Here is a 13,299-nt window from a genome sequence, read left to right on the forward strand (position 1 = left end):
TTAACTAGAACATTGGCCGCATTATTTTTTCGCCTGATTCTGCGAGACGGGCGATTGTACCCATCAATTCTTTCTTTTCGGCCTCTGTCAAATCAACATGATCGAGTTTTTGATCAAATACAATAGCGAAATTGCATCCTTCAGGTATAGCGCCAAGAACATATCCCCTTGACTGATCGACAAAGACCAACGGATCTTTGCGTTTTACTTTGAGCAAACGTTTTTGAATTTTGCCATCAGGCAAATGAATTCGGTAAAACCAATAACCGAAAAATAATTTTGTCAAAGCAACAATTGTCGGCATCATCTTACGTTGGCTTCCGACAATTCTCCATTGCCTATATTGCTGTATAAAATCGGCAAAACTTTTTATCGCAATTAGAAATGCAATTATCAAAACAATAAAAAACACAAACAACCGTTGCCATATGTGCTCTATTTCAAGGTTAAGCACCATTTTTTCCGGATTGTCGCGCTGATAAACAATATATACCGGATAAGAATTCCTTGTTAAACCTAAAAATCGCACTGAAAAATGTTTTATAAAACTCTGATTTCCGAGCGTTATTTTCGCGTCTGTCCGGCATTCTCGAAAAACCAGTAGTGTTGCACGGCAAAGATTATTTTCCAAAGTAAAATTCTGGACATATTCCGGCTTATCCATAATTTTGAAATCTTCAATAAAATGTGGCTTCCAGAAAAAACAGAACCCTAAAAAAATAACATTGAACAATAAAAAATAGATTAGTCCGCGCTTAAGATAGGAATAATCACAGCGTTTTATTTTGAGCGGTCTTGTCGGGAAAGATTGACTGAGATTTTTCATAACTCATCCGGTAAAATCCTCGATAAGTTAAATAATATAATTTTATGCGTTAATTTTACAATAAACCGATATGATAAACAGTTAACAAGGTGATTATTAAATGATATAAGTTTCCGTGGGAAATGCGGGATGACGCTAAAAGCCTGTTTGTACATGAAAGTATTTATGGGTTATTGAAACGGAGTCTGTATAACCACGATGAAACGTGTTGAAAAACAGGAGTGGCGTAACCAGCTTATTCTCGATAATGCCCTGGATTATGCAATATTAACGGCTGACATGAACGGGCTTATTGTCAGCTGGAGTCCGGGCGCCGAAAAATTGTTCGGCTGGAAACCGGAAGAAATAATCGGTCAACCGCTTGATGTTCTTTTCACAGAAGAAGACAGGATGAACAGGCTTCCGGAAACGCGCCAACAAATGGCAAGTTTGCACCGGATAGACGTTGTCGAGCGGTTTCACCAAAGAAAAGATGGTACCACATTCTGGGCATCGGGAGATCTTCAAGCCCTCTATAGCGATGATGGGAAGCAGCAGGGATTCTTAAAAATTGTCCGCGATCGTACAGACGAACAACGTCATTCCGAAACATTAAGGTTGAGTGAAGAACGGTTGCGGCTCGCCCAGCAGGCTGCCGGCATCGGTGCTTTCGAAATTGACCGTGATCGCAAAATAATTGAAGCGACACCGCAATTTTTAAAACTTCTGGGGTTCAAGGAAAGCCCTGAACTTCCCTTGAATGACTTTTATTCCGTCATCGTCGATAATCCGAAACAGATTGCAAAGCAAATGTTGCAAACGAGACAAGATGAAAGTCTGATTACACATTTGGAATTCCAGATCAAAAGGGCTGACACCAAACAATTACGCTGGATCGGTTATTGGGCGGAAGCTGCTCCAAAAGACGTTGGCAAGTTGATGAAACATCGAATCTTGGGTGTTTTACAGGATGTGACCGAGCGGCGCGACGCACAAGAAAAACAGGCACTCCTTTCAGGTGAACTTGCCCATCGTGTCAAAAATATTTTGGCAATTGTTCAGAGCATTGCCAACCAAACTCTCACCGAATCGACATCGGTGACAAAAGCATTACAGGATTTTTCGGTACGGCTGAATGCACTTGCCCATGCACAGGATATTTTGACACAAGGTGCAACCAACAGTGCCAACCTCAAACAAATTGTCGAAAGCAGTCTTGATATCCATGACAAAACCAAAAAAAGGTTCATCATATCGGGTCCGCCCGTATCACTCTCGCCACAAACAGCGTTGTCCATGGCTTTGGCACTTCATGAATTGAGCACCAATGCTGTCAAATATGGTGCTTTGTCCTCAAAGAGCGGAATCGTTGAAATTAACTGGACTCTCGATAAGGATGAATTCCATTTTTCGTGGTGTGAAAAAGGTGGCCCGACAGTTAGTCAGCCAACAAAGCTCAGTTTCGGCAGCAAACTGATAAAGCGTCTTTTGCCAGCCCGTTTCAACGGACATGCCGAATTGAAATATGCGCCGGAAGGTTTCTCCTTTGAACTAAAAGCACCTCGAACAGCAGAGAATTTTCCTGGTTGATAAATCAATGTGACCTTTGGAAAAAATGCAACAGATTCATTTCGGGGTAGCGATTTTGAACAATATTTGCTGGCACAAAATATTCTGTTGAATGGACGGGAAATGCAAATCGGGTAATATTAACTATTTCCGGAGCTTGGCACATAGGACAGCCGACTTTGGCAGTGCACTCTAAAAACACCGAACGGGCGTTTTATTATTGCTGACAAACTGACCGATTATCAGATATTCCTGCCTATTCGGTGATTTCAATGATCAGATAAACACAAAAAAACAAAATGGGATTTGGCAGCAATGTCGGTCTCGCGCCAGTGTTTTATCAGAAAAATTTGTGAGACGCGCTATCGGACATTTCATTATGATGGTTACCGGAAAGATTATCCGGTGTTATGAAATTTTATGCATTTATTTATGAATGACACCGACGAAAGGAAGCTGGCGGAATGCGTGGCCCGCATCCATTCCGTAACCCACAACAAATTGATCAGGACAGGAAAAACCGACGAAATCCGCTTCAATGTCAGCCTGACGGCGCATCGCCTTATCAAGGAGGGCTGCGATAAAAATGCGTCCGGCTCCACGCGTTTTCAAAAGATCGCGAACAAATTTCAGTGTCTTTCCCGATTCCAGAATATCGTCTATTAAAAGAATGTCGCGCCCCGTAATATCGCTATCAAAATCATGAAGGAGTCTGATCTCTCCGCTCTCCTGACCAGCGCCATAGCTTGAAATTGTTATGAATTCGACAGTCGAGCTGACACCGGCGCGATGAAGTTCTCTGATAAGATCTGCTGCAAAGATAAAAGACCCTTTCAAAATCGGTAAAACCAGCAAATTTTGCGGCTTTTTAGCTGCAATTTCAGTTGCCATTATACGATTGCGTTTGGCAATGTCTTGTTCCGAAAACAGAACATCAATCGACTTTCCATCTATCAAGGGCATATTATTATCCATATAAAATTTTATGGCCGTGGCCTAACACAGACAATCGCGTTAAGAAAGCAATTGTCACCGCCAAATTTTAACCGCGACTTAACCATATTCATCAAGGATAGGAAAAATTGGGTCACCTGGTCAAGGTACCTTTCAGGAGTTGGCAATGAATGCCTCTGAAGGACAGTAGCGGCTAACAGGGCAAAACCGGATAAAATTTCTGCGGTTAGAATAGGTAAATTAACAGTGATTCGTTTTGAAAATGTAGGCTTGCGTTATGGCATGGGGCCGGAAGTCCTCCGTGATATAAGCTTTTATATTCCGCACGGATCATTCCAGTTTTTGACGGGTCCTTCGGGTGCCGGCAAAACAACATTGTTGCGGTTGATGTTTCTCGCATTAAAACCGACGCGCGGCCTTATTAATATATTCGGTCATGATACCGCCCTTTTAAAACGTCAGGACATGCCGAAATTGCGTCAGAGAATTGGCATTGTTTTTCAGGATTTCCGCCTGCTTGATCACATGACAACATATGAAAATGTTTCACTTCCCTTACGTGTGAGGGGGCGTGAAGAAGCAACCTACCGGGCCGAAGTAGAAGAGCTTCTGCAATGGGTAGGACTTGGTGAACGCATGGACGTATTGCCTCCTGTTCTATCCGGCGGAGAAAAACAACGCGCCGCGATTGCCCGTGCTTTGATTGACCAGCCCGAAATTTTATTGGCAGATGAACCGACCGGTAATGTCGACCCCGTCCTTGCACGCAGACTATTGCGGCTTTTTATCGAGCTTAACCGTTCGGGAACTGCTGTGATTATTGCAACCCACGATGTCAATCTGATGGAGCAGGTTGATGCCCGTCGCATGATTCTTAACGATGGAAGGCTGGAACTTTATGACTAAGCTTTCCTCAACTGAACCGCTCAAAAAATTCTGGTTCCGGAAAAGCCCAACCGCTCAAACATCGATTGTTCCTGCGGGTGATGTTTCGGGACAAGCCTTGGTCGTTGTGATTGCGATCATGACGTTTCTCGCATCTCTGGCTATTGGCGGCGTGGATCTTATCGGTCATTCGGCGCATAATTGGGAAAATCAGGTTTCAAGAGAAGCCACTATTCAAATCCGTCCGACTGATGGCCTTGATATAGAAAAAACTTTAAAATATGCCGTAGAACTCGCCAAAAGCTTTCGGGGTGTAAAATCTGCCGAAATCGTCGACCGCACCCAAACAGAACGTCTTCTCGAACCGTGGCTTGGAACCGGACTGGAATTGAACGACCTTCCCATTCCGCGTCTTATTGCCGTGACACTTGATGATTCCGTTCCGGTCGATTTCGGTATGATAAGCGATGCCATTGCAACACAAATACCCGGAGGAAGTTTTGACGATCATCGCAACGCAATCAGCCGGCTCGTCACAATGGCACATGCAACCATTATTATCGGACTGGTCATATTGGCTCTTGTCATTTCGGCATTGACCCTTACGATTATATTTGCAACACGCAGCGCCCTTTCAGCCAATCAGCACATTGTCGAAGTGCTGCATTTCATCGGTGCGGAATCAAGCTTTATCGCCCGTCAGTTCGACTTGCATTTTTTCAAGACCGGTTTCAAAGGAGCTTGTTACGGCGGCCTCTCCGCCATTATCGTCTTTATTGCTTTTTCATTCTGGTCAGGCTTTGTTTCCGGTACACCTGGCGGCGACCAGACATCGGCCTTGTTCGGCCATTTCAGTCTTGGCCTGTCGAGTTATATCAAGATATTTATTCTTGTGAGCTTCGTCTCTTTACTGACAATGATGACCAGCCGCCTCACCATTTTAAGCCAGTTAAAATCTATTGACCGTAGCGAAAGCGAGTTATTTTAACGATGAGCGAATACACCTTATATGCGCAATTGGCAGATCCAGTGCAGAAGCGGAAAAAGCTTCGCCAGATCAGATTATTGCGTTGGAAAAGGCGTTTTTTCAAACATCTGCCGCCGGTCAGTATTTTTATTCTCGTCTGCATTATTCTGTTCGGCAGCGGTTTTTTCTATTTCAGTGAAAAAATATCGCGCCTCGCCCCACCGGATCCGCTTCCGGTCGCTGACGCAATTATTGTGCTGACTGGCGGTGAAAGCCGGATGGAAGCCGGTCTTGATCTGCTCGGCAAAGGACTTGGCAAACGACTGTTGATCAGCGGTGTCAATCCATCCACCAATAGTCAGGCCTTAATACGTGTGACCCATAGTGACCCGCAATTATTCGAGTGTTGTGTGGATCTCGGGCACGAAGCTGTCAATACAATCGGAAACGCCGAAGAGGCGACCGACTGGATAAGAAAAAATCACTATCAAAAGGTCTATATCGTCACCAACGATTATCATATGCCGCGTTCGTTACGCGAATTGAACCGCTTGATGCCTGAGATAGACTTCATCGCCTATCCGATTAGCGACGGAACAGGAGAACAAAGCCTGCTCCGTCAATTAGGCGAATTGAGATTGCTTGCAAGCGAATATATCAAATTCATCGGTGCGGAGCTTAGAGCCTATTTCTGATAAAGACGCAATTTTTTTAAACCGGTTCTTTCAAAGCCACATGTTCGATAATTGGCAAAATGATAACGGAATGACAATCGGTTTTGAGTGTTCAGCGCTTGAAATCGGCAACTTTGGCCGAAAGAACAGCAATGGCATCTTTCGAATGCATCTTGACCTGAAAACCGCGTCCACCGCCATTGATATAGATTTTATCAAACAATTCAGCTGTTTTTTCGAAAATTGTTGGTAAATGCCGTCTTTGTCCGAAAGGCGAGATACCACCCACCTTGTAGCCCGTTAGTTTTTCGGCTTCTTCGACGCTTAACATTTCGGCATGTTTTCCACCAAAAGCGGCGGCGAGTTTTTTCATATTGGCTTCCTGATCGGATGGCAAAACCGCAACATGGGGTTTACCGTCAACGCTGACCATCAATGTTTTGAAAACTGTTTCCGGATCAGCCCCGACAGCTTCTGCTGCCTGCAGGCCGACACGATCAGCATGCGGGTCATAGTGATAGGTGATAAACTCGTATTCGATATGGTTATGATCAAGAAAGGCGGTTGCCGGAGTGGTTTTTGACACTTTAGACTTCCTTCAAATTCAATATTTATCAACGCGTCAATTCAAATCGATGCGGCTAGTCGCGCGATAAAGCGGCAACAGGGTCAAGTTTAGAGGCATTGCGTGCAGGCAGAAAACCGAAGCCGATGCCGATAAGCGTGGAAAAAACAAAAGCTATAATAATTGAACCCATCGAGTAAACAAGTTTAAACGGTGCGCCGCTCACGGCAAAAATCCACCCGACAGAAAGACCGAGCAAAATACCCAAGGCACCGCCGATCAAACAAACAAGGACAGATTCTATCAGAAATTGCTGGAGAATGTCACTCTGACGTGCGCCCACAGCCATCCGCACACCAATTTCATTGATTCGCTCGGATACGGTAACTAACATGATATTCATCACACCTATGCCCCCACCAGAAGCGAAATCAACGCAATGGAGGCAACCAGCAATGTCAGAACTTGCGTGCTTGCAATAACCTGTTCACGAAATTCTTCGGAATTGCGAATGAAAAAGTCTTCTGTGCCATGCCGCATAATGAGAAAGCGTTTAACCGCAGCCTCGGCCAAACGGGAATCGACATTGTCGGCAACTTTCAATGTAATGGAGCGTACGGTCTTGTTGCCGAGAAAGCGTGTCTGCACAGTTGTATATGGCAAATAAAGTTGCAAAGTATCGGAAGGCGGTCCCATTTGTTGCAACTCTATGACACCAACAATACGGGTGGGAACTTTTCCAACCAGAACCACCTGTCCGATCGGACTTTCGTGACTATCGGGAAAAAGCGTTGGCACAGCCTGTTTTTCAACCACGAGATCGGTTGCCCGTGAAAGCACACTTTCGGAATCGAATAATCGTCCCTCAACCAGTTTTGCGCCTTGTGCTTTGAAATATTGGTCGCTTACACCATAAACCGTCACATTCGATTCGATCGACCCGTAGCGGACAGTAGATGATGTCGTGACAGTCGGTGTTACAGCATCGGCATAAGGTTGTTCGGAAAGTGCTGTCGCATCGGAATCGACCAATGTCGTAACCTTGCCCGATCGCATATCGGCAAAGCTCTTTCCGGCAAAGATATTCAAGGTATTGCTTCCCAGACTATTGATGTTTTCAAGAATCTGTTTTTGCGTACCATTTCCCAAAGCAACCATGGAAACCACGGCAGCAATACCGATAATAACACCAAGCATGGTCAAAAATGTGCGCATACGATGCGCATTCATTGACAACAAAGCCATACGGAAAGCCTCATGGAAGCGGTCAAGAAATGATCTCAACAGTCCGATTTTTTTGTTGCTCACGACTTCTGTTGCTACTTCGTCGGCATGACCGGTGGCTACTTCTGTCGGGCGGTTGGGTTTATCCGACAAAATTTCCCCGTCGCTGATTTCGATAATCCGTTCGGCTTTTTTTGCGACCGACATATCGTGCGTTACGATAATGATTGTGCGCCCTTCTGCGTGGATTTCCTCCAGAATGCGCAAGACTTCTTCACCGCTATGACTATCAAGTGCTCCCGTCGGCTCGTCGGCAAGGATAACCTCGCCATTATTCATCAATGCACGCGCAATCGAAACACGTTGCTGTTGACCACCGGAAAGTTGTCCCGGACGATGGGTGATGCGCTCGCCCATGCCAAGACGTTGTAAAAGCGCGGCTGCACGCCTTTCTCTTTCGTGTGGAGAACGTCCCGCATAAATTGCCGGAATTTCAACATTATCAAGCGCTGTCAACTCACCGAGCAAGTGATAGCGCTGGAAAATGAACCCGAAATGATCACGACGAAGAGACGAAAGTTCATCAGCGGAAAGTTGCGAGGTTTCTTTACCGGAAACTTTGTAACTTCCCGAACTCGGCCGATCGAGACAGCCGAGAATATTCATCAATGTCGATTTTCCCGACCCCGACGCGCCGACAATGGCCACCATTTCTCCACGTCGGATAGTCAGATTGATACCTTTCAGGACCCGTACTTTACTTTCACCTGCCGGAAATTCACGTACGACATCTTCAAGAACAATGACCGCATCTTTGTGAGTGTTTTCCATCGATCAGAACGGCCCCACACGATGACGGCTTCCGGTGGTCGAAGGCATTGTGCCGTTGCTGACACCGGTTACAACGGTTTCACCTTCTTTAAGTCCGGAAACAACTTCGACCATAACTTTATTATTCAATCCGGTTTCAATGTTGCGGGCTTCAAGCTTGCCGTTTTGATCAAGAACATTGACCACTGCTCGTGTGCCGGAAACATCGTTCAACGCATCACTCGGTATAAGCAGCACTTTTTGAGCGCGTCCCAGAATAATATGGACTTCCGCTGTCATATAAGTGCGCAAAACGCCATCATCATTCGGCACATTGAATGTGCCATTATAATAAATGGCCTGTGAAGTCGACGAGCTCGAAGAAGCCGTCGAGGATGAATTGAAGCTGATATCATTACGGATGGATTCAGGTGCCGGTTCGATTTTTTCCAACCGGCTTTCATAGCGCCGCGTACGGTTGCCTAAAACATTGAAATAAAGGTCCTGACCGGGTTTGACATTGATAACATCCGCTTCGGATATTTCGGCACGAACAGTCATCATCGACAAATCGCCGAGAATAACAATCGTCGGTGCCGACTGTACGGCGTTAACGTTCTGCCCTTCCTGAACAACCGTGGCAAGAACTGTACCATCGGACGGCGCCGTTACACGCGTATAACCGAGATTGACTTTGGCTGTCTCGACATCAACTTCCGCCTGCACAATCTGGGCTTTCAACTGGTCGATTTGTGCCGCACGGATTTTGACTTGCGCATCGGCATCATCGAAATCGGCTTTGGAAACAGCATGCGAAGAGATCATCGTTTGCTGGCGGGTCATATTCTGTTTGGCAAGAACAAGTTGTGCTTCCTGCTCGGCAAGTTTTCCACGATAATTGGCAAGAGCTGCTTCCTTGCTTTTCAAATCGTTTGTCTGGGTTGTCGGGTCGATTTCGGCAAGCAAATCACCTTGCTTGACAATGCTTCCGGGCTTTACTTTCATCGAAACGATACGACCCGTTGCGCGCGCACCAACAGCCACCAGCCGGTGTGGTTTGATTGTGCCGTTTGCAAGAACGCTGACTTCAATATCGCCCCTTTTGACCTTCGACGTCATATAGGTTGGCGCAGTCGTCGAAAAAAACGCCGAGTGGACAAATATCAAAAGCACGATCAGTGCAATCACAGCAATGATGATAACGACTGTTTTTTTTGCTTTCATCGCGTTTTGCTCTCTGTTTCAACTTTTCTGATGTGCGGCCCTGTATAGCCGTCGACAATTTCCGGTTTTGTGTCGTCTACCGCGCCATTCCAACCGCCACCCAAAGCTTTCATGAGTGAAATATAGTCCTTGGTAATCGAAACCTGACTTTCAATCAGTGACTGTTCGGATGAATAATGGGAACGTTCTGCATTCAACAGTTCAAGAAAACTGGTATTGCCGCTTTGATAAAGCGAACGCGACAGGCTCAGTGCTTTGGCATAGGAATTGGCAGCAATGGCAAGTTTTGCCGAACGCTGTCTTTCTTTGCTCATCGACACAAGTGCATTTTCGACATCTTCCAATGCCGTCAACACGCTGCTTCGATAATTGATAAAAGATTGGTCACGCTGGGCACGGGCTACCTCGACAGCAGCCATTCTCTGGCCACCTTCAAAAATCGGTATACTTAAACCAGGACCGGCCGACCAACTTATTGAAGAACTTTTTCCAAGTTCACCCGGCTGGGTTGCAGAGGTGGAAATATTGCCTGTTAGCGTCAAAGACGGATAACGGTCGGCTTCTTTCTGGCCGATGCGGGCGGTGGCTTGCGCATATTGGCGTTCTGCCAGACGAACATCCGGACGTGTCAGCAGAATATCGGCAGGAACGCCCGCCGGTATCGGCCATTTCGGTTCAGGAATTTTACCTGTTTTTGCCATGATATCATTAAGAGCGGTCGGGCTTTGGCCGGTTAAAACAGACAAACGGTGGATTGTTGTTGCGAGATTGGCCTGCATTTGTGGAATGCCGGCTTCCGTGGTGGCAGCCTGACCTTCGGCATTGGATACATCAAGCTGGGAAACCGCACCGGCGGCAAATTTGTCTTTGGTCAATTGTGCGGTGCGCCGTTGCGCAATTGCGGTGCGTTGAGCCAGCGCTATCTGCTGTTGTAGCCCGCGTATTTCCGCATAATTGGTTGCAACATCTCCAATCAAGGTCAGCATTGTTGCGCGCATATCTTCTTTGGCGCCATCAAGACCGTATTTTGCAGCTTCGACTGCCCGCCGGTTGGCACCGAAAAGATCAATCTCCCAACTTGAATCGAGCCCACCACGATATTGGCTGCGCTCGGGCCCGCCTGCCGATTTATTCCGGTTGGCCGAAGCAGAGCCGTCGATACTTGGTAATAATGTTCCGGTTGTCTGCCACAAAGTTGCTCTTGCTTCACGCACCCTGGCTTTTGCCGACTGGACATCATTGTTACCAGCAATCGCGTCAGACACCAGTTTATCAAGCAAGGGATCATTCAGTCTTTGCCACCAGTTTGCAAGTTCCGGCGGTGTTGACGGTGTTTCATGTGAAGAGCCGCTCCATTTGGAATCGAGCTTGAAAATCGGCTTTTGATAATCGGGGCCGACGAGGCAGCCCGAAAGCATCAAAACTGAAGTCAGTGCAATCAAGGAAAAAGTTGATCGGCCGACAGTTTTGAAACAGCCTTTCTGCATTATTTTCCTGCTCCGATCAAAAATTATAAAACGGCAAAGGTTTTAATTTTGCTTCTTATTTCATAAACAGAAGCGAAAATCTCGTGAAATTTTGTTCATGTTTTGTCAAAAGCAATAGATCAATAACAACGAATTTCACTTTTTGTTATGCAAGGTCAAAATGCATGATGACGGGAACATGATCAGACGGTTTTTCCATTCCTCTTGCCTCGGTCAAAATTTCCATTTCCTGCATATGTGGTACAAGATCCGGCGATGACCAGATATGATCGAGCCTGCGTCCACGGTTGGACGAGGCCCAATCTTTGGCCCGATAGCTCCACCATGTGAAAATTTTTTCCGGTTCGGGAATTTTCTTGCGCATAAGATCAACCCAACCACCTTGCGAACAAAGATCAATCAATGTTTTTGTCTCTATCGGCGTATGGCTGACAATTTTCAAAAGTTGTTTATGCGACCAGACATCATTTTCATAAGGAGCAATATTGAGGTCGCCCACGAGAATGCTTGAAAGCCCGTCGCCCATATCGGCTTTGACGGCTTTCATTTCTTCCAGAAAATCGAGTTTATGACGAAATTTCGGATTGATTTCGGGGTCCGGCTCATCCCCGCCGGCGGGAACATAGAAATTGTGAATTCGGATATGTTTATCGCCAGCTTTGACTGTTACAGCAATATGCCGGCAATCATGCTTGTTGCAAAATTCCATTTTTTCAACATTTTCAAAAGGCCGCAACGATAAGGTTGCCACACCGTGATAACCTTTTTGTCCGTGAACAGCGATATGTTCATAGCCTGCCGCACGCAAAGCTTTATACGGAAATTTATCATCAGGACATTTGGTTTCCTGCAAACACAAAATATCCGGTTTTTCTTTTTCTATAACTTTAAGAATAAGAGGTAAACGTAAACGAACCGAATTGATATTCCACGTTGCAACTGAAAAACTCATCAAACTTTAACCTTGATTGAAAATATGCGGTTACCGGTTCTTTAAGCGCAAAAACGGAGAAAATCCAGTTTTAGCAACACCGGTACACTGATGTCCTCATTTCAATCAGGAATGAAATCAATGAAACGCACACTTTCGCAAAACCTGATCTGTTAAAAAGCACCTGTTTTCCTTCCGAACTGTCGACGATCAATAACAATCCCGAAAGACAGTTCTGTCGTTTGCGAATGTTTATCAAAACCGATCGTGTCTTTTATAAAATGTAAAAATACGTTCTTAATGAGAGAAATATCAATATAAACCGATTTTAAAATCAATAAATTCGTATAACCATAAGAACAAATATTATAAATCTATTTAAAATTCGATATGATAAATTGTATATAAAAGAAAATAGAACTTTAACAAGCCGTTAAATACAAGATTTCCGGTTTGAATATATAAAAACGAAGCTCTATTCAGTATCGGAATAATTTGGCAAACATCAATTGCCATTCCGTTTCATCGAAATACGCTGGTAGGGAATATCGAACATTCCTTTTGCAAATCTCACACCAGTGCGAACATTGGTAATCTGCACAGTGGTCTCGAGATTTTGTTTGTCGACAATGGTCCATTGCAAAAGTTCGTAAGTCTTGGAATCAAAAATCATACGAATTTGACCTTTACCCAATGTTTTATCGGCAAGAACAATTGTCGTTGACCCTTGATCCTGACTGACGTTTAGAAGCTTACCGTCCGAAAGATCAATTTTTGTATCCAGCAACATTTTCATGGGCGTCTGCGACAATTGGTATAGATCCCAAGTGTCAAGTTTGCGATTGTTGATCGCAACAGATTTGCCATCTGTAATGACGCGTACCGGTGAATTTTTATAACTGAAACGGATTTTACCCGGTCTTTCAAGGTAAAACGTTCCTTCGGTCATTTCACCTTTCGGGCTGAACTGGATGAAATCACCCGTCATTGTCTGTATTGCAGCAAAATGATTGGCAATATCCTGTGCATGAGCTGCCAAATTGGTATTCTGGGCAAAAGCCGGAGGAAGTATCATTGTCGATGCCGTCACACCGGAAGTTGCAAAAGCAAAAGCGGCAAACATAATTTTGAAAGCGGGTGCACATTTCTTTGTCATTCATAATCTCCTGCATTCATCTTTGCAGTAACCTGTGGCATCACTGTG

At 45.1% G+C, this 13,299-nt stretch carries 11 protein-coding genes and 1 pseudogene; 4 read left to right on the plus strand and 8 right to left on the minus strand.

What is annotated here, in order from left to right; translation table 11 throughout:
• Positions 1–4: 4 nt before the first annotated feature.
• Positions 5–826, minus strand: coding sequence for a hypothetical protein (locus tag BBC0178_RS10960; protein WP_078040181.1), 822 nt, complete (start codon positions 824–826; stop codon positions 5–7).
• 198 nt (positions 827–1,024) lie between these two features.
• Here BBC0178_RS10960 and BBC0178_RS10965 point away from each other — a divergent pair, with 198 nt between their 5' ends.
• A complete protein-coding gene (locus tag BBC0178_RS10965; protein WP_078040182.1) occupies positions 1,025–2,395 on the plus strand; it encodes a sensor histidine kinase in 1,371 nt (456 codons plus the stop codon).
• Positions 2,396–2,800: 405 nt separating this feature from the next.
• Here BBC0178_RS10965 and hpt read toward each other — a convergent pair whose 3' ends face one another.
• Positions 2,801–3,337 (minus strand): hypoxanthine phosphoribosyltransferase, encoded by a 537-nt coding sequence (gene hpt, locus BBC0178_RS10970; RefSeq protein ID WP_078040468.1) that lies wholly within the window; start codon positions 3,335–3,337, stop codon positions 2,801–2,803.
• A 237-nt stretch (positions 3,338–3,574) separates the two neighbouring features.
• On the opposite strand from hpt, the gene ftsE reads away from it, so the two are divergent.
• Genes ftsE through BBC0178_RS10985 form a run of 3 tightly spaced genes read left to right on the plus strand, consistent with a single transcriptional unit; the run spans position 3,575 to position 5,875 of the window.
• Positions 3,575–4,234 carry a cell division ATP-binding protein FtsE gene (gene ftsE, locus BBC0178_RS10975; protein WP_077973134.1) on the plus strand — a complete coding sequence of 220 codons (660 nt, stop codon included), beginning with the start codon at positions 3,575–3,577 and terminating at the stop codon, positions 4,232–4,234.
• A complete protein-coding gene (locus tag BBC0178_RS10980) occupies positions 4,227–5,201 on the plus strand; it encodes a cell division protein FtsX (RefSeq protein ID WP_078040183.1) in 975 nt (324 codons plus the stop codon). Before ftsE ends, BBC0178_RS10980 begins: the two co-directional genes overlap by 8 nt.
• A gap of 2 nt (positions 5,202–5,203) precedes the next feature.
• Complete coding sequence (locus BBC0178_RS10985; RefSeq protein WP_077973136.1) at positions 5,204–5,875, plus strand: YdcF family protein; 672 nt, start codon at positions 5,204–5,206, stop codon at positions 5,873–5,875.
• A gap of 91 nt (positions 5,876–5,966) precedes the next feature.
• Here BBC0178_RS10985 and ybaK read toward each other — a convergent pair whose 3' ends face one another.
• The 6 genes and pseudogenes from ybaK to BBC0178_RS11015 all read right to left on the minus strand — a co-directional run bounded on the left by ybaK (position 5,967) and on the right by BBC0178_RS11015 (position 13,218).
• The gene (gene ybaK / locus BBC0178_RS10990) at positions 5,967–6,440 is read right to left on the minus strand and encodes a Cys-tRNA(Pro) deacylase (protein WP_077973137.1); all 474 of its coding nucleotides are present in this window, start codon (positions 6,438–6,440) and stop codon (positions 5,967–5,969) included.
• A gap of 55 nt (positions 6,441–6,495) precedes the next feature.
• Positions 6,496–8,474, minus strand: a pseudogene (locus BBC0178_RS10995) (MacB family efflux pump subunit).
• Positions 8,475–8,477: 3 nt separating this feature from the next.
• Positions 8,478–9,677, minus strand: a complete 1,200-nt coding sequence (locus BBC0178_RS11000; protein ID WP_078040184.1) for an efflux RND transporter periplasmic adaptor subunit — start codon at positions 9,675–9,677, stop codon at positions 8,478–8,480.
• Positions 9,674–11,164, minus strand: coding sequence for an efflux transporter outer membrane subunit (locus BBC0178_RS11005; protein WP_078040185.1), 1,491 nt, complete (start codon positions 11,162–11,164; stop codon positions 9,674–9,676). Before BBC0178_RS11005 ends, BBC0178_RS11000 begins: the two co-directional genes overlap by 4 nt.
• A gap of 145 nt (positions 11,165–11,309) precedes the next feature.
• Positions 11,310–12,116, minus strand: a complete 807-nt coding sequence (locus BBC0178_RS11010) for an exodeoxyribonuclease III (RefSeq protein ID WP_078040186.1) — start codon at positions 12,114–12,116, stop codon at positions 11,310–11,312.
• Between the two features lie 484 nt (positions 12,117–12,600).
• Positions 12,601–13,218: an outer-membrane lipoprotein carrier protein LolA gene (locus BBC0178_RS11015; protein ID WP_370541268.1), complete on the minus strand. Its 618-nt coding sequence runs from the start codon at positions 13,216–13,218 to the stop codon at positions 12,601–12,603.
• Positions 13,219–13,299 lie beyond the last annotated feature (81 nt).

Source organism: Ditibartonella apihabitans (genome assembly GCF_002007485.1).
GTDB classification, from domain to species: Bacteria; Pseudomonadota; Alphaproteobacteria; order Rhizobiales; family Rhizobiaceae; genus Bartonella; species Bartonella apihabitans.